The organism is Pseudomonas sp. S5F11 (assembly GCF_019641515.1).
In the GTDB taxonomy this organism is placed as follows: Bacteria; Pseudomonadota; Gammaproteobacteria; order Pseudomonadales; family Pseudomonadaceae; genus Aquipseudomonas; species Aquipseudomonas rhodesiae.
In genome coordinates, this window is record NZ_JAIFJZ010000001.1 from 33,831 (window position 1) to 56,932 (window position 23,102).

General features: G+C 58.6%; 18 protein-coding genes and 4 tRNA genes. 13 read left to right on the plus strand and 9 right to left on the minus strand.

Features of this window, described 5'->3' with window-relative positions:
• The first annotated feature begins 486 nt into the window (after positions 1-486).
• Both K1567_RS00155 and K1567_RS00160 read left to right on the plus strand, forming a co-directional pair.
• On the plus strand, positions 487-1,974 hold the full coding sequence (locus K1567_RS00155) for an NCS1 family nucleobase:cation symporter-1 (RefSeq protein WP_034138648.1): 1,488 nt from the start codon (positions 487-489) through the stop codon (positions 1,972-1,974).
• Between the two features lie 24 nt (positions 1,975-1,998).
• The gene (locus K1567_RS00160; protein WP_220697986.1) at positions 1,999-3,282 is read left to right on the plus strand and encodes a Zn-dependent hydrolase; all 1,284 of its coding nucleotides are present in this window, start codon (positions 1,999-2,001) and stop codon (positions 3,280-3,282) included.
• A 57-nt stretch (positions 3,283-3,339) separates the two neighbouring features.
• On the opposite strand, the gene K1567_RS00165 is transcribed toward K1567_RS00160, so the two are convergent.
• From K1567_RS00165 to K1567_RS00185, 6 genes are all read right to left on the minus strand, one after another.
• A complete protein-coding gene (locus K1567_RS00165) occupies positions 3,340-3,798 on the minus strand; it encodes an REP-associated tyrosine transposase (protein WP_034098871.1) in 459 nt (152 codons plus the stop codon).
• 724 nt (positions 3,799-4,522) lie between these two features.
• Positions 4,523-5,359, minus strand: a complete 837-nt coding sequence (locus K1567_RS00170; RefSeq protein ID WP_052448344.1) for an IS3 family transposase — start codon at positions 5,357-5,359, stop codon at positions 4,523-4,525.
• A complete protein-coding gene (locus tag K1567_RS27820) occupies positions 5,356-5,658 on the minus strand; it encodes a transposase (RefSeq protein ID WP_040267329.1) in 303 nt (100 codons plus the stop codon). The genes K1567_RS00170 and K1567_RS27820 overlap by 4 nt, the downstream gene beginning before the upstream one ends.
• 449 nt (positions 5,659-6,107) lie before the next feature.
• Positions 6,108-7,526, minus strand: coding sequence for an efflux transporter outer membrane subunit (locus K1567_RS00175; protein WP_169903427.1), 1,419 nt, complete (start codon positions 7,524-7,526; stop codon positions 6,108-6,110).
• Positions 7,510-8,679: an efflux RND transporter periplasmic adaptor subunit gene (locus K1567_RS00180; RefSeq protein WP_220697987.1), complete on the minus strand. Its 1,170-nt coding sequence runs from the start codon at positions 8,677-8,679 to the stop codon at positions 7,510-7,512. Before K1567_RS00180 ends, K1567_RS00175 begins: the two co-directional genes overlap by 17 nt.
• On the minus strand, positions 8,669-11,890 hold the full coding sequence (locus K1567_RS00185; protein ID WP_220697988.1) for an efflux RND transporter permease subunit: 3,222 nt from the start codon (positions 11,888-11,890) through the stop codon (positions 8,669-8,671). Before K1567_RS00185 ends, K1567_RS00180 begins: the two co-directional genes overlap by 11 nt.
• Before the next feature lie 193 nt (positions 11,891-12,083).
• Here K1567_RS00185 and K1567_RS00190 point away from each other — a divergent pair, with 193 nt between their 5' ends.
• Complete coding sequence (locus K1567_RS00190; RefSeq protein WP_034098864.1) at positions 12,084-12,494, plus strand: hypothetical protein; 411 nt, start codon at positions 12,084-12,086, stop codon at positions 12,492-12,494.
• On the opposite strand, the gene K1567_RS00195 is transcribed toward K1567_RS00190, so the two are convergent.
• Positions 12,491-12,643 carry a hypothetical protein gene (locus K1567_RS00195; protein WP_167389900.1) on the minus strand — a complete coding sequence of 51 codons (153 nt, stop codon included), beginning with the start codon at positions 12,641-12,643 and terminating at the stop codon, positions 12,491-12,493. The genes K1567_RS00190 and K1567_RS00195 overlap by 4 nt on opposite strands.
• Before the next feature lie 187 nt (positions 12,644-12,830).
• Between K1567_RS00195 and K1567_RS00200 the strand changes: the two genes are divergently transcribed.
• Positions 12,831-13,493, plus strand: coding sequence for a peptidase C39 family protein (locus K1567_RS00200; protein WP_220697989.1), 663 nt, complete (start codon positions 12,831-12,833; stop codon positions 13,491-13,493).
• A gap of 47 nt (positions 13,494-13,540) precedes the next feature.
• On the opposite strand, the gene pbpG is transcribed toward K1567_RS00200, so the two are convergent.
• Together pbpG and folD are read right to left on the minus strand one after the other, a co-directional pair.
• A complete protein-coding gene (gene pbpG, locus K1567_RS00205; RefSeq protein ID WP_220697990.1) occupies positions 13,541-14,464 on the minus strand; it encodes a D-alanyl-D-alanine endopeptidase in 924 nt (307 codons plus the stop codon).
• Between the two features lie 207 nt (positions 14,465-14,671).
• Positions 14,672-15,526: a bifunctional methylenetetrahydrofolate dehydrogenase/methenyltetrahydrofolate cyclohydrolase FolD gene (gene folD / locus K1567_RS00210; protein WP_034098858.1), complete on the minus strand. Its 855-nt coding sequence runs from the start codon at positions 15,524-15,526 to the stop codon at positions 14,672-14,674.
• A gap of 275 nt (positions 15,527-15,801) precedes the next feature.
• On the opposite strand from folD, the gene K1567_RS00215 reads away from it, so the two are divergent.
• The 9 genes from K1567_RS00215 (at position 15,802) to K1567_RS00255 (ending at position 23,019) form a co-directional block, all read left to right on the plus strand.
• Positions 15,802-15,878 (plus strand) — tRNA-Arg (locus tag K1567_RS00215).
• Between the two features lie 32 nt (positions 15,879-15,910).
• Positions 15,911-15,986 (plus strand) — tRNA-His (locus tag K1567_RS00220).
• A gap of 56 nt (positions 15,987-16,042) precedes the next feature.
• A tRNA-Leu gene (locus K1567_RS00225) sits at positions 16,043-16,127 on the plus strand.
• 77 nt (positions 16,128-16,204) lie between these two features.
• Positions 16,205-16,280: transfer RNA gene (locus K1567_RS00230), tRNA-His, on the plus strand.
• A 326-nt stretch (positions 16,281-16,606) separates the two neighbouring features.
• The gene (gene tig, locus K1567_RS00235; protein WP_034098856.1) at positions 16,607-17,917 is read left to right on the plus strand and encodes a trigger factor; all 1,311 of its coding nucleotides are present in this window, start codon (positions 16,607-16,609) and stop codon (positions 17,915-17,917) included.
• A 91-nt stretch (positions 17,918-18,008) separates the two neighbouring features.
• Positions 18,009-18,644, plus strand: a complete 636-nt coding sequence (clpP, locus tag K1567_RS00240; protein ID WP_034098854.1) for an ATP-dependent Clp endopeptidase proteolytic subunit ClpP — start codon at positions 18,009-18,011, stop codon at positions 18,642-18,644.
• A 112-nt stretch (positions 18,645-18,756) separates the two neighbouring features.
• Positions 18,757-20,040 carry an ATP-dependent Clp protease ATP-binding subunit ClpX gene (clpX, locus tag K1567_RS00245; RefSeq protein ID WP_034098852.1) on the plus strand — a complete coding sequence of 428 codons (1,284 nt, stop codon included), beginning with the start codon at positions 18,757-18,759 and terminating at the stop codon, positions 20,038-20,040.
• A 161-nt stretch (positions 20,041-20,201) separates the two neighbouring features.
• Complete coding sequence (gene lon / locus K1567_RS00250) at positions 20,202-22,598, plus strand: endopeptidase La (RefSeq protein WP_034114270.1); 2,397 nt, start codon at positions 20,202-20,204, stop codon at positions 22,596-22,598.
• Positions 22,599-22,746: 148 nt separating this feature from the next.
• On the plus strand, positions 22,747-23,019 hold the full coding sequence (locus K1567_RS00255; RefSeq protein ID WP_003174819.1) for an HU family DNA-binding protein: 273 nt from the start codon (positions 22,747-22,749) through the stop codon (positions 23,017-23,019).
• The last annotated feature ends 83 nt before the right edge of the window (positions 23,020-23,102 follow it).

Consider the following 23,102-nt stretch of genomic DNA (forward strand, 5'->3'; position numbering starts at 1 on the left):
TAGCCCGAGTTTTTCGATTGGGCAAGAATATTTTTTATAAGCTTATTCTGTTAATAAGCTATTGATATTTAAGTAAAAAATATTGAAATCACCAAAATGTAGCGGGCGCTCACCATTTTGACGCACTTGACAGGTTTGCAAACTGAGCAACATTTCTTATTGCAAATCAGGCGCTTGAGATATGCCGCTTGACGGGAATGAAAAATGAAAATAATTGTGTTGCACCAGATTGAGTCCGGTTGGTTCGGGCAACTTGCGTAATGCCTGAATGAATTCAGCAGCAAGTAACCGGGGCTCAATCGGAAAGTTGATAAACATCAGCACGTTATATAAGCGGTGAGGGCGCAGCGGCGGTCAACGGCACGAATATTGAGTGCAGTGGCGGCTGGCCGGGCCTGTGATGTCATGTTGTTTACGAGGTACTCCGGCCATCTCCTGCGTTGCAGGGGGTGAGCAACAATAATTCGAAAAAACCGTGGAGCGGCCATGCAACAGAACAGATCGCAAGTCATTGAGCGCAACGGCCTGTACGAACTCGACGCCGGCCCCGACGTCCTCGACAGCCCTCGCTACAACCACGACATGGCACCGACCAAGGTGCATGAACGAACCTGGAACAAATGGCATATCACCGCGCTGTGGGTCGGCATGTCGATCTGCGTGCCGACATACACCCTGGGTGGGGTGCTGACGGCGTATTTCGGCTTGTCAGTGGGCGAAGCGCTGATTGCGATCCTGCTGGCCAATATCGTGGTGTTGTTGCCGCTGACCCTCAACGCGTTCCCCGGCACTAAGTACGGCATTCCGTTTCCGGTGCTGCTGCGTTCCTCGTTCGGCATCCTCGGTTCCAACGTGCCGTGCCTGATTCGCGCGCTGGTGGCGTGCGGCTGGTTCGGCATCCAGACCATGTTCGGCGGCCTGGCGATTCACCTGTTCCTGGGCTCGATTTTCGAGGGCTGGAAGGCCCTGGGCGGCACCGGTGAAGTGATCGGGTTCATGATGTTCTGGACCTTGAACCTGTGGGTGGTGCTACGCGGCGCGGAGTCGATCAAGCGCCTGGAAACCCTGTCGGCGCCGCTGCTGGTGGCGGTGGGCATTGGCTTGTTGGTGTGGGCGATGCCGAATGTGTCCATCAGCGAATTGATGGCGATCCCGCCCAAGCGCCCCGAAGGCGCGAGCCTGACCGGTTATTTCATGGCGGGCCTGACTGCGATGGTAGGCTTTTGGGCTACCTTGTCGCTGAACATTCCCGACTTCAGCCGCTACGCCAAGAGCCAGAAGGACCAGATCCTTGGGCAGATTTTCGGCCTGCCGCTGACCATGTTCCTGTTCGCCGCCCTCGGCGTGATCATGACCGCCGCTTCGGTAAAACTGGTGGGGGTGAGTGTGTCTGATCCTGTCACGCTGATCGGCCATATCCAGAGCCCGGTGTGGGTGGCCATTGCCATGGCGCTGATCATCATCGCAACGCTGTCCACCAACACCGCGGCCAACATTGTTTCGCCCACCAACGACTTCCAGAACATCGCGCCCAAACTGATCAACCGCACCACCGCAGTGATCCTCACCGGCCTGGTGGGGCTGGCGCTGATGGCCCATGAACTGCTCAAGAAGCTCGGCTTGATCGTTTCGGATGTGAGCCTGGAGACCGTGTATTCCAACTGGCTGCTGGGCTATTCGAGCCTGTTGGGGCCGATCGCCGGGATCATGGTGGTGGACTATTTCATCACCCGCAAACAACAACTGGACCTGGCCGGCCTGTACCGCGATGACGTGTATCCGGCGTGGAACTGGAGCGGGTTTATCGCCTTTGGTGTACCGGTGGTGCTGACCTTGCTGGCCTTGGGCAGCGATGCGTTCAGCTGGTTCTACAGCTATGGCTGGTTCACCGGCTCGGCGTTGGGCGGGCTGTTGTATTACGGCCTGAATGCCAAGCGCGGGGCCAGCCCGGTGGTCGTCAAAGTCAATTCATAACAAATACAGCCTGAGGAGATCCCCATGAACGCTGCCCTCGACGTTCTGCAATCGGCCCACCCGCATGTCAACCGTGACCGCCTGTGGCAGTCGCTGATGGACCTGGCCAAACTGGGCGCCACGCCCAAGGGCGGCGTGTGTCGCCTGGCCCTTACCGACCTTGATCGCAAGGCCCGCGACCTGTTCGTGCAGTGGTGCGAAGAGGCTGGCTGTACGGTCAGCGTCGACGGCATCGGCAATATTTTTGCCCGTCGCCCAGGGCGCAACCCGGACCTGCCACCGGTGATGACCGGCAGCCATATCGACACCCAGCCTACCGGCGGCAAGTTCGATGGCTGCTTTGGTGTGCTGGCCGGCGTGGAAGTGCTGCGCACCCTCAACGACCTCAAGATCGAAACCGAGGCGCCGCTGGAAGTGGTGGTGTGGACCAACGAGGAAGGCTCGCGCTTTCCGCCATGCATGATGGGCTCCGGGGTGTTCGCCGAGAAATTCACCCTGGCCGATACCCTGGCCAAGGTTGACGCGGAGGGCGTCAGTGTTGGGGAGGCGTTGAACGCGATTGGCTACGCGGGAACTCGTCCCGAGAGCGGGCATAAAGTCGGCGCGTATTTCGAGGCGCATATCGAACAAGGGCCGATTCTGGAGGATGAGAAAAAAACCATCGGCGTGGTACTCGGCGCCCTCGGGCAAAAGTGGTTTGACCTGAAGCTGCGCGGCGTCGAAGCCCATGCCGGGCCGACGCCGATGCACCTGCGCAAGGACGCCCTGGTCGGCGCCGCAGCGGTGGTGGCGGCGGTGAATGCGGCGGCGCTGGGGCATCAACCCCACGCCTGCGGCACCGTCGGTTGCCTGCAGGCTTATCCGGGGTCACGCAACGTCATCCCCGGCGAAGTGCGCATGACCCTGGACTTCCGGCACCTGGAACCGGCGCGTTTGGACTCGATGATTGCCCAGGTGTGCCAGGTGATCGAAGACACCTGCGCCAAACACGGGTTGAGTTTCGAGATGGAACCCACGGCTGACTTTCCGCCGTTGTACTTCGACAAAGGTTGCGTCGAGGCGGTGCGTAACGCGGCGAACGGCCTGGGCCTGTCGAATATGGACATCGTCAGCGGGGCAGGGCACGACGCAATTTTCGTCGCCGAACTGGGCCCGGCGGGGATGATCTTCGTCCCGTGCGAAGGCGGCATCAGCCATAACGAAATCGAGAACGCCGCGCCGGATGATTTGGCGGCGGGGTGTGCGGTGTTGTTGCGTGCCATGGTGGCCGCTTCAGCCGCCATCGCCAGCGGCAAACTCGCCGCTTGAAATGCGGGTAAAAAATGTGGGAGGGGGCTTGCTCCCACATTTGGACTGTGCATGACGTTAAACCCAGATGGCATCCCACAGTGGGTAGTCGCCAATCCGCTCGACCAGACCCGCTCGCAATGGATTAGCCACCACATACCGGGCCATTTTTACCAAGTCATCGTCCTTGCGCAGGGCCCGATCATGAAAGCTCTCTTGCCAGAGCCGGCCCTTGCGACCACTCAGGCCATTGACGGTCCTGGTGCTTTTTGACTTCACCTGGCACATCAAGTCCGCCAGCGAGCCTTTTTTCAGTTCAAGCAACCAATGGAAATGGTCCGGCATGATCACCCATGCCAGAGAGTTGGCCAGCCCTTGGTACTGGGCTAAGCGAAATTGCCAGACCACCAGGCGACCGAGGTGGAAATGGCTGAATATCGGTACGCGTTCGTGAGTATTGGTGGTGATGAGGTAGATGCGGCCCGGCTCGCTGAAGCGGCCGATGCGCAGGCGGTGTGAAGCGGGTAGATCTGCCATTCCTTGGCCCCTCTTTAGATGTGCTTTGAGAGGTTAGATTGATGAGCAGGAGGTTGAGGGGCAGGCTTTTGGCAGGATGTGTCTGGAAGGCCGCCATCGGGGGCAAGCCCCCTCCCACATTGGTTCGGTGGCGCTTATACATCATGTGTCTGACACAGGATCAGTGTGGAGGGCGGCTTGAACTCGATATTTCAGTAGCTGATTCACCGCCATCGGGGGCAAGCCCCCTCCCACATTGGTTCGGTGGCGCTTATACATTATGTGTCTGACACTGGATCAGTGTGGAGGGCGGCTTGAACTCGATATTTCAGTAGCTGATTCACCGCCATCGGGGGCAAGCCCCCTCCTACATTGGTTCGGTGGCGCTTATACATTATGTGTCTGACACAGGATCAGTGTGGAGGGCGGCTTGAACCCGGTATTTCAGTAGCTGATTCACCGCCGTCGGGGGCAAGCCCCCTCCCACATTGGTTCGGCGGCGCTTATACATTATGTGTCTGACACTGGATCAGTGTGGAGGGCGGCTTGAACCCGGTATTTCAGTAGCTGATTCACCGCCATCGGGGGCAAGCCCCCTCCCACATTGGTTCGGCGGCGCTTATACATTATGTGTCTGACACTGGATCAGTGTGGAGGGCGGCTTGAACCCGGTATTTCAGTAGCTGATTCACCGCCATCGGGGGCAAGCTGAACTGGTCAAGTATTCTTGGACACCATTTAAGGTTCATGCCGCCAGTCTCTCCCTGATGACCGGCGACCGGTAATCGTTGTAACTGTGGGGCCTGGTGATGTTGTAGCGCGAGACATAACGCTGCACGTCTGCTCGGGCCTCATGTTCTGATGCGTAACCCGTCTCGGGCACCCACTCTGATTTCAAACTTCCAAAGAAACGCTCCATCGGAGCGTTATCCCAGCATTCACCTTTACGGCTCATGCTTTGCCGCAGGCCATGCGCCAGCAGCTCATTCCTGAACTTATGACTGGTGTACTGACAGCCTTGGTCTGAATGAAACAGCACCTCTTTAGGACGACCTCTGAGCTCAACCGCCATCCGCAAAGCCTCGCAGGTCAGCGTGGCATCGGAAATCATCGAAAACGACCAGCCCACGATCCGACGGGCGAACAAATCCAGAATCGCAGCGAAATACAGCCACCGCTTGCCGACCTTGATGTACGTCACGTCGCCACACCACACCTGATTGACCGCCGTGACATCAAACTCACGCTTGAGCACGTGCGGTGCCACCAAAGCTTCTACGCCGGACGATTTGTACTTATGGCGTCGGCGCTGGCGGCTGGCGATCCCCGCTTCGCGCATCAAACTGCGAGCCAAGTACCGGCCGATGCGATGCCCTTTCTCTTGCAGCTCCTTCGCCAAAGTCCTCGCTCCCGCAGAAGCTCGCGATGCCTTGTGATGCTTGACCAGCGCGGCTTTAAGCTGCTCTCGCTGAGGGTTAGCCTTACCTTGGCGCTGACGCCAAGCGTAAAAGCTGCTGCGGTTGACGCCGAACGCCCGGCAACACCGATTAACGCCGTACTGCTCGTCCAGCTCATCGATCAGCGTGAATGATCTTTGGCGTCCAAAAGCAGGAGAGCACTGGCCTTTTTTAGGATTTCGATGTCCAGGTCTTTCTCCCTGAGCAGGGCTTTGAGCCTCTGAATTTCTCGCTGGTCGGCGGTAATCGCCTTGGCGCCTACCGGCGTCGAGCCCAAACGCTCTTTGCGTACCTGATCAACCCAACGACGCAAGGCGGTAGGGCCTATATCCAAACTGGCACACACCTCGGTAACCGGCTGGCCTTCGTCCAGCACCATGCTGGCAGCCTTGAGCTTGAACTCACTCGAATAAGATTTACGCATATCCAAACACCTCAGATTTGGGCGCCATCATAGCGCCCGATTGAAGTGTCCAAAATCATTAGGCCAGTTCAAGCCCCCTCCCACATTGGTTCGGCGGCGCTTATACATTATGTGTCTGACACTGGATCAGTGTGGAGGGCGGCTTGAACCCGGTATTTCAGTAGCTGATTCACCACCATCGGGGGCAAGCCCCCTCCCACATTGGTTCGGTGGCGCTTATACATTATGTGTCTGACACTGGATCAGTGTGGAGGGCGGCTTGAACCCGGTATTTCAGTAGCTGATTCACCACCATCGGGGGGCAACCCCCCCTTCCATATGCGGTTCTGCGGTGTTCATACATTGTGTGTCTGGCGCGGGACCCATGTGGGAGGGGGCTTGCCCCCGATGGCTTTATTCCATTCACAGCATAATTAACCGACATCACCGAGCTGTGCCTTTGCCCCCGATCAAGCTCCAGGCTGCCAACCCCCGCCCAGGGCGGTGATCAAGCCGACGCTCGCCTGCAACTGGCGTGTCTGCACTGCCTGCAATGTCCGCTGCGCCTGTAACGCCTCAGTTTGCGCGGTGACCACATCCAGGTAACTCACGGCGCCTGCCTGATAGCTGTTCATCGCCAATGATTGCGTATGCTGCGCCGCGTCCGCCGCCGCCTGTTCATCCTGCGCTTGCTGCTGCAAGTCCCGCAGTTGCGCCAAGTTGTCTTCCACCTCGCGTACGGCCTTCAACACCTGGCTGCGATACTGCGCCGATGCCTCTTCGAACTCGGCCTTGGCCTGGCGCTCGTTGGCGCTCAAGCGCCCACCGTCAAGGATCGGCAGGTTCACCAACGGCCCCAACGCCCAATACCGATTGCCGGCCGAGAGCAGATTGCCAACGCCTTGGGTCTGCCCGCCGATCAAGCCGGTCAAGCTGAAATCCGGATACCACGCCGCCTTGGCCACGCCGATGTTGGCGTTGGCGGCAAACACCCGGCGCTCTGCTGCGGCGATATCTGGGCGGCGTTGCAACAGCTGGCTGGGCAGTTGCGAGGGGATTGCCGGCAGGGCAATCAGTTGCGCAGTAGGCGCTAGGGTGAAGTCACTGGCCGCTACACCGATCAATTCTGCGAGCGCATGTTCGATGAGGTTGCGTTGCCCGCGTACGTCATCAAGCTGGGCGCGGGCTTCGGACAGTTGGTTCTGGGCGCGGGTCAGGTCCAACTCCGAGGCGATCTGACCTTCGTAGCGGCTGCGGGTCAGTTGCAAGGCTTGGCTGAAATCCTCCAGGGAGCTGTTGAGGATGCGCGCCTGGGCATCCAGCCCATTGAGCTGTACGTACAAGGTTGCCAACTGGCGTTGCAGGCTCAGGCGCGCCACTGCCAGATCGTCTGCGGACGCCTGGGTCTGGGCGTCACCGGCGGCGACCTGGTTGCGGATTCTGCCCCAGAGATCCAGGTCGTAACTCAACGAAAAACCCGCCGTGTTGCTGTTGTACACCGACGGTTGTGTAGTCCCCCGCAACGGCCGCGAATCCGACTGCCGCTGGCGCAAGGGCTGCGCGCTGGCGTTGATCTGTGGGAACAGCCCCGCGTGCAGTTGGCTGGCATATGCCTGGGCCGCATCGAAGTGCGCGAGCGCCGCCGCCAGGTCCGGGTTGGCCTGGAGCAGTTGCTGTTGCAGGTGATCCAGCGTCGCGTCGTGGTAGAGCGTCCACCACTGCGCTGCCAGTTGGTCGTTGGGTTGTGCGCTATGCCACGGGCCTGCGCTGGTCTGTTCGCGGTAATGGGCCGGCAACTCCAGCGCCGGCGTGGTGTAGCCGGGCGCCATGGAGCAGCCTTGCAAGCCCAGCAGCACCAGCGCGGCGAGCGGTTTAAGCCTTGGGCGCATGTGCACCTCCGGCGGCGGCGGCCAGTTGTACCGGGTCGCCTTCGCGCAGGGCGTCGGGCGGGTTGTCCACCACGCGGTCGGCAGCGTTGAGGCCCTGGTCGATCACCAGCCGATCACCCAGGTCCAGGCCGATATGGATGCTTTGCAGGTGCACATGATTGTGCCCGTCCAGCATCGCCACCTGGGTGCCTTGGGCGCGGAAGATCAGGGCACTGGCGGGGATGCTCACGCCATGGGTGTCCGCCGGGATCGGCAGGGTGGCTTCGGCATAGTCGCCGGGCAGCAGTTCGCCGTTGGGGTTGTCCGCGACAAATTGCGCGAGCAGCGTACCGGAACGCCGATCGATGGCGGTGGAGTCGCCGATCAACCGCGCCTTGAAGTGCATGCCGGGGTGCTCTGGCACGCTCAACTCGGCTTCCAGGCCCGGATGGATCACTGCGGCGTAGTTCTGCGGCACCGGTACATACAGGCGCAACTGGTGGGTGTCGGCAATGTTGAACAGCTCTGGATCGCTGTCGGTATCGGCCTTGATCAGCTGGCCGATATCGGTATTGCGTGCGGTGATGGTGCCGGCGAACGGCGCGCGCAGGGTCTTGTAGCTTTGCAGTGCCGACAACCGCGCAACGTCTGCAGCGGCGGCCTGAACGTTGGCCTTGGCCGCCGCCGCGTTGGAGGTTTTCTCATCGGCTTCCTGACGCGATACCGAATGGCTGGCCAAGAGGTTTTGCCAGCGCGTCGCGGTGGTCGCTGCAAGGTGCGCGTTCGCCTGTTCCTGAACCAATCGCGCATGGGCCTGGGCCAGTTGTTGATCGAGGTCGGGGCTGTCGATTTCGGCCAGCACTTGCCCGGCCTTTACCTGGCTGCCGATGTCGACCTTCCAGTCCTTCAGGTAACCGCTGACTCGTGCATGAATCGGTGCGGTGCTCCAGGCTTCCAGGTGCGCGGGCAGGCGCAGGGTGTCGCCGACGGCATTGTGTTGCGGTTGGAATACGCTGACATGGGGGATGGCAGCGGCCTGGGTCCAGGCGCTGACCGACTGTGCGTGCAGCGTACGGGCGTGCAAGCCGTTGGCGACTAACAGGGCGGCCAGGGTCAGGCCGCCGACACCCAGGAGCATCAGGCGCTTGCGCGAGGGTTTTTGATCAGACGACATGGGGCGTTTCTCCAGCAGTGGCGCGAGTAGGGTGACGACCGTGGACCAGGCTGAAGACCACGGGTACAAACAACAGGGTGGCGGTGGTGGCGAGAATCAGGCCGCCGATCACGGCGCGGCCCAGAGGCGCGTTCTGCTCCTCGGACAGGGCCAGGGGCAGCATGCCGATGATCATCGCCAAGGCGGTCATGCACACCGGCCGGAAACGCGTGTAGCCGGCCTCCAGTGCGGCTTTCAAGGCATCGCCGTGTTCGGCCAGGCGTTCCCGGCAGAAACTCACCACCAAGATCGAATTGGCGGTGGCCACGCCCATGCACAGGATCGCGCCGGTCAAGGCCGGCACCGACAATGAGGTGCCGCTGAGAAACAGCATCCACACGATCCCCGCCAAGGCCGCCGGCAGGGCGGTGATGATCACGAACGGGTCGACCCACGACTGGAAGTTGACCACGGTCAGCAGATAGATCAGCACCACCGCGCCGAGCAGGCCAAAACTCAGCCCACTGAAAGCTTCATGCAGCGCATCGATCTGCCCATGCAGGCTCACCGTTGCGCCTTTGGGCCGCATGGACGCGGTGTCGTCCAGCACCTTTTGCACGTCACGCGCCACGCCGCCGAGGTCGCGCCCTTGCACATTGGCGTACAGGTCGAGTGTCGGTTCGATGTTGTAGTGGGTCACCACCGCCGGGCTTTGCACGCGGGAGATGCTTGCCACGCCGCCGAGGATCTGCGACTGGCCGTTCGCGCCGGTCACTGGCAAGGCTTCCAGCGACGGCAGGCTGTCCAGCCGATATTGCGGGGTGGCGGCGACGATGGAATAGGACACACCGTTGGCCGGGTTGAGCCAGAACGTCGGCGCAATCTGCGAACTGCCGGCCAGTGATGCGACCATGCTGTTGGTTACGTCGCGCTCGGTAATGCCCAGGCCGTTGGCGCGCAGGCGGTCGACATTGACCTGTAACGATGGGTAGCCGGTGGACTGCTGGATGCGCAGATCGGCGATGCCCGGAACGTGTTGCAGGCGGCGTTCCAGCTCCAGCGCGTAGGCGCGGTTTTCGGCGTCGTTGTGCCCGGAGATTTTTACGTCCAGGGGCGCCGGCGCGCCGAAGTTGAGGATCTGGCTGCTGATGTCCGCCGGCAGGAATGCGAAGTGGCTGCCGGGAAAGCTTTGCGGCAGGGCTACACGCAGTTTTTTCACATAGTCGGCGGTGGGCGCGTGGTGTTTTTTCAGGGTGACTTGGATATCGCCATCCTGCGGCCCGATGGTGCCGCTACTGCTATAGGCCATGTCGATGCCGCTCAGCGGAATACCGATATTGTCGACGACGGTATCCAGTTCTTCGGCGGGAATGATTTCGCGAATCCGCGCTTCGATGCGGTCGAAGGCGGCGGCGCTTTCTTCGATGCGCGTACCCAGCGGCAGGCGCACGTGCAGGGCCAGCGCACCGGCATCGGTTGCCGGGAAAAAGTCCTGGCCCAGGCTGGGCAACAGCAGGAACGAGGCGAGTACACAGGCGAGAAAACCCACGATAAAGCGCTTGCGGTTGCCCAGGGCCAGTGTCAGCAAACCATGGTAGGTGTCGCGGATATTCGAGAAGTGGCGCTCGAAACCTTGTTGGAAATTCAGTACGGCCTGCAGCGCAACATTGCGTGGCTTCTGGTGCTGCTCGCCCTCATGGTGGTTGATGAATTCATCTTCGGGGTGGTGCCCTGCGCCTTGTTCCGGTGTGTGCGGTTTGAGCAGAAACATCGCCAGTGTCGGCACCAGGGTGCGCGACAGAATGAACGAACTGGCCATGGCAAAAATCACCGCCAATGCCATCGGCCGGAACAGATAACCGGCGATGCCTTGCAGCAGAAACATCGGCACGAACACGATGCAGATGCACAGCAGCGAGACGAACGCCGGGCCGACGATTTGCGCGGCGCCATCAAGAGTCGCAGCCTTCACCGCCTTGCCTTGTTCCAGGTGCCAATTGATGTTTTCGATGGTCACCGTGGCGTCGTCCACCAGGATCCCCACCGCCAACGCCAGCCCGCCTAAGGTCATGACGTTGAGGGTTTGCCCGGTAACCGCCAGCAGCGCAATGGCTGACAGCACGGCCAGGGGAATCGATACCGCAATGATCAGCGTGGAGCGCCAACTGCCGAGGAACAGCAGGATCATCGCGCTGGTCAGCAGTGCAGCAATGATGCCTTCCTGGGCGACGCTGCCCACCGATTGCTTGACGAACACCGAGGCGTCGCCCAGCAGCGAAGTTTTGAGTGACGGTGGCAGGGTTTCATCGATGCGCGGCAACATCTGGCGGATGCCGTCGATGATCGACAGGGTGGAGATACTGCCGTTTTTCAGCGCCGGCATCAGCACCGCACGATGGCCGTCGACGCGCACGATATTGGTCTGCGGCGGCGAACCGTCGCGCACATGGGCGACCTGGCCGATGGTAATCAGCGCACCGTCGACGGTCTTGATCGGCAGGTTGTTCAGCTCATCGATGGCCTTGGGGCTGTTATTGAGCAGGATTGTGTATTCGTCGGTGCCGAGTTTGGCGGTGCCTACCGGAATGATCTGGTTTTGCAGGGCCAGCGCCGTGCCCACGTCCTGGGCCGACAAGCCCTTGGCAGCCAGCGCCTGCGGGTCGAGGTCGAGGGTGATCTGGCGTTGCTTGCCGCCCATCGGGGTCGGCATCGCCAGGCCGGGCAGGGCGCTGAGGGGCAGGCGGATATTGTTCTGCACCAGGTCGCGGATCTTGGCTTCCGACAGTGTCGGGCTGGAAAACGCCATTTGCAGGATGGGCACCGTGGAGGCGCTGTAGTTGAGGATCAGCGGCGGCGTGATGCCGGGCGGCATCTGCTTGAGCACGGTTTGTGATACCGCCGTGACCTGGGCGTTGGCGGTGCGGATATCCACGCCAGGCTGGAAGAAAATCTTGACGATGCCCATGCCGGGCAGCGATTGCGACTCGATATGTTCGATGTCGTTGACGGTGGTGCTCAAGGAACGTTCATAGGTGTAGATCACCCGACCGGCCATGGCATCCGGCGACAGACCGTTGTATTGCCAGACCACAGCCACCACGGGAATGCCGATATCCGGGAAAACATCGGTGGGTGTGCGCAGGGCCGCCATCGGCCCGATGATGCAAATGAATATGGCCAGCACGATAAACGTATACGGCTTGTGCAGTGCGGTCTTTACCAGCCCGAGCATGCGTGTATCTCCAACAGAGCAAGGATTGCAAACCCCGGCAGTCTTGCCCGACCCACCTAACACGCACCTTTCAGCCAGGTGAAGGAACATTTAGGTAAGCGCTGAAGATCGTTTCATAGGCTTTCATTTGTTCCAGGCCTGGCAGCTGCCCAAGCTTGTAGCCCATCGAATGTACGATCCAAGGAGCGCTGCCATGTCACTCAAACCGTTTTTATTGATCCCCGCCCTGAGCGCCGTATTGCTGTTATCGGCCTGTGCCGGGCCGATGCCCAAGGCGGACCCGAGCGAGGCCTGGATCGGCCTTAAAGAGGAAGCGCCCAATGACCTGCTGGCCGAACGTGTAGACGGCAAGCGCGTGGACGATGGACGCTTCTTCGAGGTGACACCGGGGGACCATCGCTTGGACGTGACGCTGTTCGAGGACGAACCCGGTGACGACAATCAGCAAGACTGCCAGGGTCGTGTCGAATACAAGCATTTCAAGGCGGGCGAGCACTACACCCTGGTGGAGTCCAGCCTGGGGATGACCGTACGCGCAACCCTAAAGGATGCACAAGGTCACGAAGTGGCGGCGACACAGGACTTCAATTGCATGCCTGGTTAAGCGTGACGCACCACCGCTTTGTGAGGCTTGGCGGGTTTGACGTGGGGGTGATGGTGCCGGCGGGTAATGCGCAACACTCCCCACAACATGGCGCCGGCTACCGCCAGCCAACCGCAGATCAACAGGAAAATCGTTGTTGCAAGGCTCATTTGGGCCTCCTTCGCCCCGCAGGGGGCACACACAGTCTTCTCAATGGACAGTCTAGCTACCTGGCGGTTGCCTGCTATTGACCAATGGTCGTGTCTGTCCAACGAGTTCGCTATATCCAGGCCCGACACAAACGTGATTGGGCTATGATCAGCGCCCTCACCGACGGCTGATCAAGAGAGTAGAAAAGTGCGGTTACGGTCGAATCTTCCAACGTCCCCGCTGCTGGCCTTCACCCTGGGGCTCACCGCGTGTGCCGGGCAACCCTCAAAACTAGCGGGCCTGCCTGAACGGGTCGAACTCAATGGCGTGCCGACCTTTCGCAGCGAGGTCTATCAAAGCGGCCCTGCTGCATTAGCCAGCATGCTGTCGCAACAAGGCATTGTGATGACACCGGGGCTGCTGGATAAACCGCTGCATTTGCCGGGCGGCGAGGCAAACCTGGAGCGCACGATGCCGCAATTGGCGCGCGAATATGGGCTGATGGTGTACCCGTTGGAGGCCAAGTTGACCGCCGTGCTGGCGCAGGTGGCCGCAGGTTATCCGGTGATGGCGCGCCTCGGCGGCGGGCTCTGGTCCGACGCGCGGTATGTCGTGGTGGTGGGCTTCAATCAGCAAAAGAGCACGGTGTTACTGCGCTCGGGCATGGACCGGCGGCTATTGATGAGCTTCAGCGATTTTGAATCGAAATTGGCCAGTGCCGGACATTGGGCGATCCTCACCCAGCGCCCGAGCCAGTTGCCGGCCAATGTGGATGCGCAGCGCTGGCGCGAGGCGGCCGATGCCACGGCCCAGGCCGGGCAGGAGCGGGCGGCAGCGCAGGCGCTTAAAGTCTTGGCGGATCACCGATAGCAGTGGGGGCAGGGCGCAAAGCCCCTCCCATCGCTTCTTCGGTGTTATCAGCGCCGTACCTCGGCGGAATTCGCGCGGTTTTTCAGATTTTTGTCGGCTTTGTAGCGCAACGCGACATCCGGCACCGCGCCGCCCTTACCGGTCTCGACCCAACTGCGGATACGGCTGGCGTCGGCGAAGTGGGTGTACTTGCCGAAAGCATCGAGGATCACCAGCGACACCGGTCGGTTGCCCATGCTGGTCACCAGCACCAGGCAATGGCCGGCTTGGTTGGTGAAGCCGGTCTTGGTCAGCTTGATATCCCAGTTGGCGCGGTTGATCAGATGGTCAGTGTTGGAGAAACCCAGGGTGTAGTTGGGCTTGCGGAAGGCTACGGTCTTTTCCTTGGTGGTGCTCAACTGGCTCAGCATCGGGTACTTGCGCGCAGCGGCCAACAGCTTGCTCAAGTCGCGAGCGGTGGATACGTTGTGGATCGACAGGCCAGTGGGTTCGACATAGTGGGTGCTGGTCATGCCGAGGGCCTTGGCCTTGGCGTTCATCGCCGCGATAAACGCCGAATAGCCGCCCGGATAGTGGTGGGCCAGGCTGGCGGCGGCCCGGTTTTCCGAGGACATCAGGGCGATCAGCAGCATTTCTTTGCGCGGCATTTCGCTGCCGATCTTCACGCGGGAGAACACACCTTTCATTTCTGGCGTATCGGTGATGTTGATATCGATGTACTCGTCCATGTTTTGCTTGGCTTCGAGGACGATCAGGCCGGTCATCAGCTTGCTCACAGACGCAATGGGCACCACCACGTCGGGGTTGCTGGCATAGATGACTTTGTTGGTTTGCAAGTCGACCAGCATGGCGCTGCCGGAAGCGATTTGCAGTTTGGAAGGATCGCGGGGCGCCAGGGCGGTTTCGGCGGCATGCGCGATAGTGCCTGTGAATGCGAAAAATAGGCTGATGATGGAAAGACGAATTTTCACGCGGATGAACTCGCTAAAAAGTAAGAAATACCGTTAGGAAAACGGGTTTTTGATAAATGGCGTTACATTTTAGGAGTATGGATCAGAAACTGTCGAATGTTCTTACAGAACCAGACGAAAGTGCTTAAAAACAAAGAAAAAACAGGTTTTATTCCGGCTAATAAAAAGCCCCGCGATAAGGCGGGGCTTCTTCAGTACATGCGGTTATTAATCGTGCAGGGTTTCCGCGGCGTACAGGGTATTTTCCAGCAGGCAGGCGCGGGTCATCGGGCCGACGCCGCCTGGCACCGGCGTGATCCAGCCGGCGCGAGGCAGGGCGGTGTCGTAGACCACGTCGCCCACCAGCTTGCCGTCTTCCTGACGATTGATGCCGACGTCGATAACGATTGCACCCTCTTTGATCCACTCACCTTTGACCAGGCCCGGCTTGCCGGCGGCAACCACCACCAGGTCCGCGCGTCCGACGTGGCCGGCGAGGTCCTTGGTGAAACGATGGGTCACGGTCACGGTGCAGCCGGCCAGCAACAGCTCCATGGCCATCGGGCGACCGACGATGTTCGAGGCGCCCACCACCACGGCATCGAGACCGTACAGGTCTACACCGGTGCTTTCCAGCAGGGTCATGATGCCTTTGGGGGTGCAGGGGCGCAGCAGCGGGATGCGCTGTGCCAGGCGCCCGACGTTATAAGGATGGAAACCGTCGACGTCTTTGTCCGGGCGAATGCGCTCAAGCAATTTGGACGCGTCCAGGTGATCCGGCAGGGGCAGTTGCAGTAGCACACCGTCTATCGTCGGGTCCTCGTTGAGGCTGTCGATCAGGTCGGTCAGGGCCTGCTGGGTGGTCTGCGCAGGCAGGTCGTAGGCCTTGGAAATAAAGCCGACCTCTTCACAGTCTTTACGCTTGTGCGAGACATAAACCTGAGACGCAGGATCGCTGCCGACCAGGATCACCGCGAGTCCCGGTGTGCGCAGGCCTTGCTGGCTGCGCTCTGCGACCCGTTTGGCGATCTGCTGGCGCAGGCTGGCGGCGATTGATTTGCCGTCGATAAGTTGTGCAGTCATTACGCGTGATTAACCATCGAGAGGGGGAAGAAAAGTGCGCGCATTCTCGCACGCTAAGACGTGAGGGCAAAGGCGGTTGGTCTGCAAATTGCCCTAACTCCTTAAATAAAATGAATTTTTTTTAAAAAAGATTTGACGGGTTTCAGGGGGCTCTATACTATTCGTCGCACTTGTCGGGCACAGCCTAGCACTGGTTAAGAAGGTCAAGCAGAATCACTGTTCTGTAAGGCTGGAAGCACTTAGTTTGTAATCCTCCAAGAGTACAGATTAATAAGGCGCCCGTAGCTCAGCTGGATAGAGCATCCGCCTTCTAAGCGGATGGTCGCAGGTTCGAGTCCTGCCGGGTGCGCCATTAGGCAGCTTTGGCACAAGTAGCGCTATATGGTGGGCGTAGCTCAGTTGGTAGAGCACGGGATTGTGACTCCCGTTGTCGAGGGTTCGATCCCCTTCGTCCACCCCATATTTTAAAGGCGCCAGATTTTACAGTCTGGCGCCTTTGCTTTAAGAGCTTCAAGCGCGGATGTGGTGGAATTGGTAGACACACTGGATTTAGGTTCCAGCGCCGCGAGGCGTAAGAGTTCGAGTCTCTTCATCCGCACCAATTAAAGCGTTGTTCGGTCGTAGGATCGGGCAGGGCTCGACAAAGAAGTGGTTTGGTTTCTTTGTTAACGCAATATGGTGGGCGTAGCTCAGTTGGTAGAGCACGGGATTGTGACTCCCGTTGTCGAGGGTTCGATCCCCTTCGTCCACCCCATATTCGAAAGGCGCCAGATTTAACAGTCTGGCGCCTTTTTTGGTTTTGGCGGTTCGGATCGTGGGCGGCCGTAGCTACCGGGTCGCAGTGTCAGGGATGGAAGTGATGGCCTCTCCTATATATAGAAGAGGCGGCACAGAGCCCTGGCATGATTGGCTGTATTTGTCAGCGGGGCGAGGTGCAGCAGTGCTCTCGTGCCGATAAATTGCCGGCTGTTTGCGAGCATATTTCCAGTAGGGTGACTTCTTGAGTTTGACCCACTAGAATGCATGCCCTTGATTGGGGTCGGAAATGGCCGGCTAACGTCTGTGCAACGAGGAATATCCATGCAAGTTTCTGTTGAAAATACTACTGCTCTCGAGCGCCGCCTGAGCATCACCGTGCCGGCAGAGCGTATCGAGACTGCGGTCAACAAGCGTCTGCAGCAGACTGCCCAGAAGGCCAAGATCGCTGGTTTCCGTCCAGGCAAAGTGCCGATGAGCGAAATCAAGCGTCGTTTTGGTGCCGATGCGCGTCAGGAAGCTGTTGGTGACGTCATTCAGGCTTCTTTCTACGAAGCCGTTGTCGAGCAAAAGCTGAACCCAGCCGGCTCGCCTTCGATCGAGCCTAAGTCCCTGGAAGCAGGCAAGGACCTGGAATACGTAGCCGTATTCGAAGTGTTCCCTGAATTCGAAGTTGCCGGCTTCGAGGGTATCGCTATCGAGCGCCTGAGCGCTGAAGTGGCTGATTCCGATCTGGACAACATGCTGGAAATCCTGCGCAAGCAGAACACCCGTTTTGAAGTGGTCGAGCGTGCCGCCCAGAACGAAGACCAACTGAACATCGATTTCGTTGGCAAGGTTGACGGCGAAGTATTCGCTGGCGGTTCTGCCAAGGGCACTCAACTGGTGTTGGGTTCCAACCGCATGATCCCTGGTTTCGAAGATGGCCTGGTTGGCGCTAAAGCCGGCGAAGAGCGCGTTTTGAGCCTGACCTTCCCGGCTGACTATCAGAACCTGGACCTGGCCGGTAAAACCGCCGAGTTCACCGTGACCGTTAACAGCGTTTCCGAGCCTAAGCTGCCAGAGCTGAATGAAGAGTTCTTCGCTCAGTTCGGTATTAAAGAAACCGGCATCGAAGGTTTCCGCGCCGAAGTTCGCAAGAATATGGAACGTGAGCTGCGCCAGGCCATCAAGTCCAAGGTGAAGAACCAGGTCATGGACGGTCTGCTGGCCGCCAACCCGATCGAAGTACCTAAGGCTCTGCTGTCCAATGAAGTGGATCGCCTGCGCGTTCAAGCCGTTCAGCAGTTTGGTGGCAACATCAAGCCTGATCAACTGCCTGCCGAGCTGTTCGAAGAGCAAGCCAAGCGTCGCGTAGTGCTGGGTTTGATCGTGGCTGAAGTGGTCAAGCAATTCGACCTCAAGCCTGACGAAGATCGCGTTCGTGAAATGATCCAGGAGATGGCTTCGGCCTACCAGGAGCCTGAGCAGGTCGTGGCTTGGTACTACAAGAACGACCAGCAGCTGAACGAAGTACGTTCGGTTGTGCTTGAAGAACAAGTTGTGGATACTGTTCTGCAGAAGGCTAAGGTGACCGATAAAGCGGTCTCTTACGAAGAAGCAGTCAAACCGGCGGAAGCAGCACAAGCCGACTGATTGTCCAACTCGTTGGAAATACAACCATAAGCCAGCCTCGCGCTGGCTTATGCGTTTTCAAGACATGACTATTTGGGAGTAACTGCAGAGCATGTTCCGTAATTCCTATATTCAGCAGAACTCTGATATCCAGGCCGCCGGCGGCCTGGTCCCGATGGTTGTCGAGCAGTCCGCTCGTGGCGAACGCGCCTACGACATCTACTCGCGCCTGCTCAAGGAGCGAGTGATCTTTCTGGTTGGTCCGGTAGAGGACTACATGGCCAACCTGATTTGCGCGCAACTGCTGTTCCTTGAAGCGGAAAACCCGGACAAGGACATCCATCTTTACATTAACTCGCCGGGTGGTTCGGTGACTGCGGGCATGTCGATCTACGACACCATGCAGTTCATCAAGCCAAACGTGTCGACCACTTGTATCGGCCAGGCGTGCAGCATGGGCGCATTCCTGCTGACTGCGGGTGCTCCGGGCAAGCGTTTCTGTCTGCCGAACTCCCGCGTGATGATTCACCAGCCATTGGGTGGTTTCCAAGGTCAGGCGTCGGATATCGAGATCCACGCCAAGGAAATCCTCTTCATCCGCGAGCGTTTGAATACGCTGATGGCCAAGCACAGTGGTCGCACGCTGGAAGAAATCGAGCGTGATACCAACCGTGACAATTTCATGAGTGCGGAAATGGCGCGTGAATACGGGTTGATCGACGCAGTGATTGACCACCGCCCCGCATAATATAAGCCGCTCAAAATAAGGTGGGTCGGCGTAGCCGATCATCGGCGGGCTTGAAAAAGCCCGCATAAGCCTTCATCTTGTGTTGCAAGCCTATCGGATTTGGATCGAACGAATGACTGACACCCGCAACGGCGAGGACAACGGCAAGCTGCTCTATTGCTCCTTCTGTGGCAAAAGCCAGCATGAAGTACGCAAATTGATTGCCGGCCCCTCGGTCTTTATCTGCGACGAGTGCGTCGACCTGTGCAATGACATCATCCGCGAGGAGGTGCAGGAAGCCCAGGCCGAAAGCAGCGCGCATAAATTGCCTTCGCCCAAAGAAATCAGCGGCATTCTTGACCAGTATGTGATCGGTCAAGAGCGTGCCAAGAAGATTCTGGCCGTAGCGGTGTACAACCACTACAAGCGCTTGAATCAGCGTGACAAGAAAGGTGAAGAGGTCGAACTCGGCAAGAGCAACATCTTGCTGATCGGTCCTACAGGTTCGGGTAAGACCCTGCTTGCGGAGACCCTCGCTCGCCTGCTGAACGTTCCCTTCACCATCGCTGACGCGACCACCCTCACCGAGGCTGGCTACGTGGGCGAGGACGTCGAGAACATCATTCAGAAATTGCTGCAAAAATGTGATTACGATGTAGAGAAGGCCCAGATGGGTATTGTCTACATTGACGAAATCGACAAGATTTCGCGCAAATCTGATAACCCGTCCATTACTCGAGACGTGTCCGGCGAGGGTGTGCAGCAAGCGCTGTTGAAACTGATTGAAGGCACGGTTGCATCCGTACCGCCGCAAGGTGGCCGCAAGCACCCGCAGCAGGAATTCCTTCAGGTTGATACGCGTAATATTCTGTTCATCTGTGGCGGTGCGTTCTCCGGTCTGGAAAAGGTTATTCAAAACCGCTCCACCCGTGGCGGCATCGGTTTCAGTGCGGAAGTGCGCAGCAAGGAAGAAGGTAAGAAAGTGGGCGAGTCCCTGCGTGAAGTCGAGCCTGACGATTTGGTCAAGTTCGGTCTGATCCCGGAATTCGTCGGCCGTCTGCCGGTCCTGGCTACGTTGGATGAGCTGGATGAGGCTGCTCTGATTCAGATCCTCACCGAGCCGAAAAACGCCCTGACCAAGCAATACGCTAAGCTTTTCGAAATGGAAGGTGTAGACCTCGAGTTCCGTACCGATGCGCTCAAATCTGTAGCGAAGCGGGCACTGGAGCGTAAGACCGGTGCGCGCGGTTTGCGCTCGATCCTCGAAGGTGTGTTGCTCGACACCATGTATGAAATCCCCTCGCAGTCTGAGGTGAGTAAAGTGGTGATCGACGAAAGCGTTATAGAAGGTAAGTCCAAGCCACTGTATATCTATGAAAACAGTGAGCCGGCTGCCAAGGCTGCGCCAGACGCGTAAGCGTTTCGCGGTTTCGGTACAGACAAAGGGGCCTCCAGGGGCCCCTTTGTTTTTTTGTAGGTTTTTACTGCGTTTAACTGCCGGCAATAAGCTTGTTTTTTTTGCATGCAGCCCCCATCTTGGCTTCATGCTTACTTTTGAACTGTCATAGAGGCGAAATCATGAAGACCACCATCGAATTGCCTCTCCTGCCGTTGCGTGATGTTGTCGTCTATCCGCACATGGTTATCCCGCTGTTCGTGGGGCGCGAGAAGTCTATCGAAGCCCTCGAGGCCGCGATGACGGGCGACAAGCAGATCCTGCTGTTGGCCCAGAAAAATCCAGCTGATGATGATCCAGGCGAAGACGCCCTGTATCGGGTCGGCACTGTTGCTACTGTTCTGCAATTGCTCAAACTGCCGGACGGCACCGTCAAGGTGCTGGTGGAAGGCGAGCAACGCGGCGCGGTGGAACGCTTCATGGAGGTGGATGGCCACCTACGTGCCGAGGTGGCGTTGATCGATGAGATCGAGGCCCCGGAGCGCGAGTCTGAAGTGTTCGTACGCAGTCTGCTCTCGCAATTCGAGCAGTATGTACAGTTGGGCAAGAAAGTCCCGGCTGAAGTCCTATCTTCTCTTAATAGCATTGATGAACCCAGCCGCCTGGTCGATACCATGGCTGCCCATATGGCGCTGAAGATCGAGCAGAAGCAGGACATCCTCGAAATCATCGACCTGCCGGCTCGCGTCGAACATGTGCTGGCGTTGTTGGATGCTGAAATCGACCTGCTGCAGGTTGAAAAGCGCATTCGTGGCCGCGTTAAAAAGCAGATGGAGCGCAGCCAGCGTGAGTACTACCTGAATGAGCAGATGAAGGCCATTCAGAAAGAGCTCGGCGACAGCGAGGAAGGCCACAACGAAATCGAAGAGCTGAAAAAGCGCATCGATGCCGCGGGTCTACCTAAAGATGCATTGACCAAAGCCACCGCCGAGCTGAACAAGCTCAAGCAAATGTCGCCGATGTCGGCCGAAGCCACCGTGGTGCGCTCCTACATCGACTGGCTGGTGCAGGTGCCGTGGAAGGCTCAGACCAAGGTGCGCCTGGACCTGGCCCGCGCCGAAGACATTCTCGACGCCGACCACTACGGCCTTGAAGAGGTCAAGGAGCGCATCCTTGAATACCTCGCCGTACAGAAGCGCGTGAAGAAAATCCGCGGGCCGGTGCTGTGTCTGGTTGGGCCGCCTGGCGTGGGCAAGACCTCTCTGGCCGAATCCATCGCCAATGCCACCAACCGTAAATTCGTCCGCATGGCCCTGGGTGGCGTGCGGGATGAAGCGGAAATTCGTGGCCATCGCCGCACCTATATCGGTTCGATGCCAGGAAGATTGATTCAAAAGATGACCAAAGTCGGCGTGCGCAATCCGCTGTTCTTGCTCGATGAAATCGACAAGATGGGCAGCGACATGCGTGGCGATCCGGCCTCGGCCTTGCTCGAGGTTCTCGATCCTGAGCAAAACCACAATTTCAACGACCATTACCTCGAAGTCGATTACGACTTATCCGACGTCATGTTCCTGTGCACCTCCAACTCCATGAATATTCCGCCAGCGCTGCTGGATCGGATGGAGGTGATTCGTCTGCCGGGTTACACCGAAGACGAGAAGATCAACATCGCGGTCAAGTACCTCGCGCCCAAGCAGACATCGGCCAATGGCCTGAAGAAGGGCGAGATTGAGTTCGAGGTCGAAGCGATTCGCGACATCGTGCGTTACTACACCCGCGAGGCCGGTGTGCGGGGGCTTGAGCGCCAGATCGCGAAGATCTGCCGCAAGGCGGTCAAAGAGCATGCTCTGGAAAAACGCTTCGCGGTGAAGGTCACGTCCGACTCCCTGGAGCACTTCCTGGGCGTGCGCAAATTCCGTTACGGGCTGGCTGAACAGCAGGATCAGGTCGGGCAGGTGACGGGTTTGGCGTGGACTCAGGTGGGTGGTGAGCTGCTGACCATTGAGGCTGCCGTGATCCCTGGCAAGGGCCAGTTGATCAAGACCGGTTCCCTGGGGGATGTGATGGTCGAGTCCATCACCGCCGCGCAGACCGTGGTGCGCAGCCGCGCTCGGAGCCTGGGGATTCCCTTGGACTTCCACGAGAAGCACGACACCCATATCCATATGCCGGAAGGGGCAACCCCGAAGGATGGTCCAAGCGCCGGCGTGGGCATGTGCACCGCGCTGGTGTCGGCATTGACCGGTATTCCGGTACGCGCTGATGTAGCCATGACCGGGGAAATTACTCTGCGTGGTCAAGTATTGGCCATTGGTGGTCTGAAAGAGAAATTGCTTGCCGCGCACCGGGGTGGAATCAAGACCGTGATCATTCCTGAAGAGAATGTTCGCGACTTGAAGGAAATTCCTGACAATATCAAGCAAGATCTTCAGATTAAACCCGTTAAATGGATTGACGAGGTCCTGCAAATTGCGCTGCAATACGCGCCGGAGCCCTTGCCGGATGTGGCCCCGGAGATAGTTGCTAAGGACGAAAAACGAGAGTCTGATTCCAAGGAAAGAATTAGCACGCATTAATGCGAATAAGTCTGGAGGCTTCCTTGACAGCTTTTTAGAGCCCTTGTTATAAAGCGGCTCTTAAGTGTCTGTAGGCCATTCAGCACTGGTTTTTGCTTTCACCAAAAAACTTAGAATCATACTCAATAGATATATAAGGGGACTTAGAGTGAACAAGTCGGAACTGATTGATGCTATCGCTGCATCCGCTGATATCCCGAAAGCTGCTGCTGGCCGTGCGCTGGATGCAGTAATCGAATCCGTCACTGGCGCTCTTAAGGCCGGCGACTCCGTGGTACTGGTAGGCTTCGGTACTTTCTCTGTGACTGACCGCCCAGCTCGCACTGGCCGCAACCCACAGACTGGCAAAGCACTGCAAATCGCTGCTGCCAAGAAACCAGGTTTCAAAGCCGGTAAAGCCCTGAAAGAAGCCGTCAACTAAGTTTCGATCAAGCCTTACCTACCCGGGTCAGACGCAGGTCTGGCCTGGCAGCGGAGCGGCAGCTGACCCACGTATCCATTGGG

Bases quoted from the DNA above. Each gene is read 5' to 3' on its own strand.
- K1567_RS00155 (WP_034138648.1), top strand. From the start codon at position 487: ATGCAACAGAACAGATCGCAAGTCATTGAGCGCAACGGCCTGTACGAA.
- K1567_RS00160 (WP_220697986.1), top strand. From the start codon at position 1,999: ATGAACGCTGCCCTCGACGTTCTGCAATCGGCCCACCCGCATGTCAAC.
- K1567_RS00165 (WP_034098871.1), bottom strand. From the start codon at position 3,798: ATGGCAGATCTACCCGCTTCACACCGCCTGCGCATCGGCCGCTTCAGC.
- K1567_RS27820 (WP_040267329.1), bottom strand. From the start codon at position 5,658: ATGCGTAAATCTTATTCGAGTGAGTTCAAGCTCAAGGCTGCCAGCATG.
- K1567_RS00175 (WP_169903427.1), bottom strand. From the start codon at position 7,526: ATGCGCCCAAGGCTTAAACCGCTCGCCGCGCTGGTGCTGCTGGGCTTG.
- K1567_RS00180 (WP_220697987.1), bottom strand. From the start codon at position 8,679: ATGTCGTCTGATCAAAAACCCTCGCGCAAGCGCCTGATGCTCCTGGGT.
- K1567_RS00185 (WP_220697988.1), bottom strand. From the start codon at position 11,890: ATGCTCGGGCTGGTAAAGACCGCACTGCACAAGCCGTATACGTTTATC.
- K1567_RS00190 (WP_034098864.1), top strand. From the start codon at position 12,084: ATGTCACTCAAACCGTTTTTATTGATCCCCGCCCTGAGCGCCGTATTG.
- K1567_RS00195 (WP_167389900.1), bottom strand. From the start codon at position 12,643: ATGAGCCTTGCAACAACGATTTTCCTGTTGATCTGCGGTTGGCTGGCG.
- folD (WP_034098858.1), bottom strand. From the start codon at position 15,526: ATGACTGCACAACTTATCGACGGCAAATCAATCGCCGCCAGCCTGCGC.
- tig (WP_034098856.1), top strand. From the start codon at position 16,607: ATGCAAGTTTCTGTTGAAAATACTACTGCTCTCGAGCGCCGCCTGAGC.
- clpP (WP_034098854.1), top strand. From the start codon at position 18,009: ATGTTCCGTAATTCCTATATTCAGCAGAACTCTGATATCCAGGCCGCC.
- clpX (WP_034098852.1), top strand. From the start codon at position 18,757: ATGACTGACACCCGCAACGGCGAGGACAACGGCAAGCTGCTCTATTGC.
- lon (WP_034114270.1), top strand. From the start codon at position 20,202: ATGAAGACCACCATCGAATTGCCTCTCCTGCCGTTGCGTGATGTTGTC.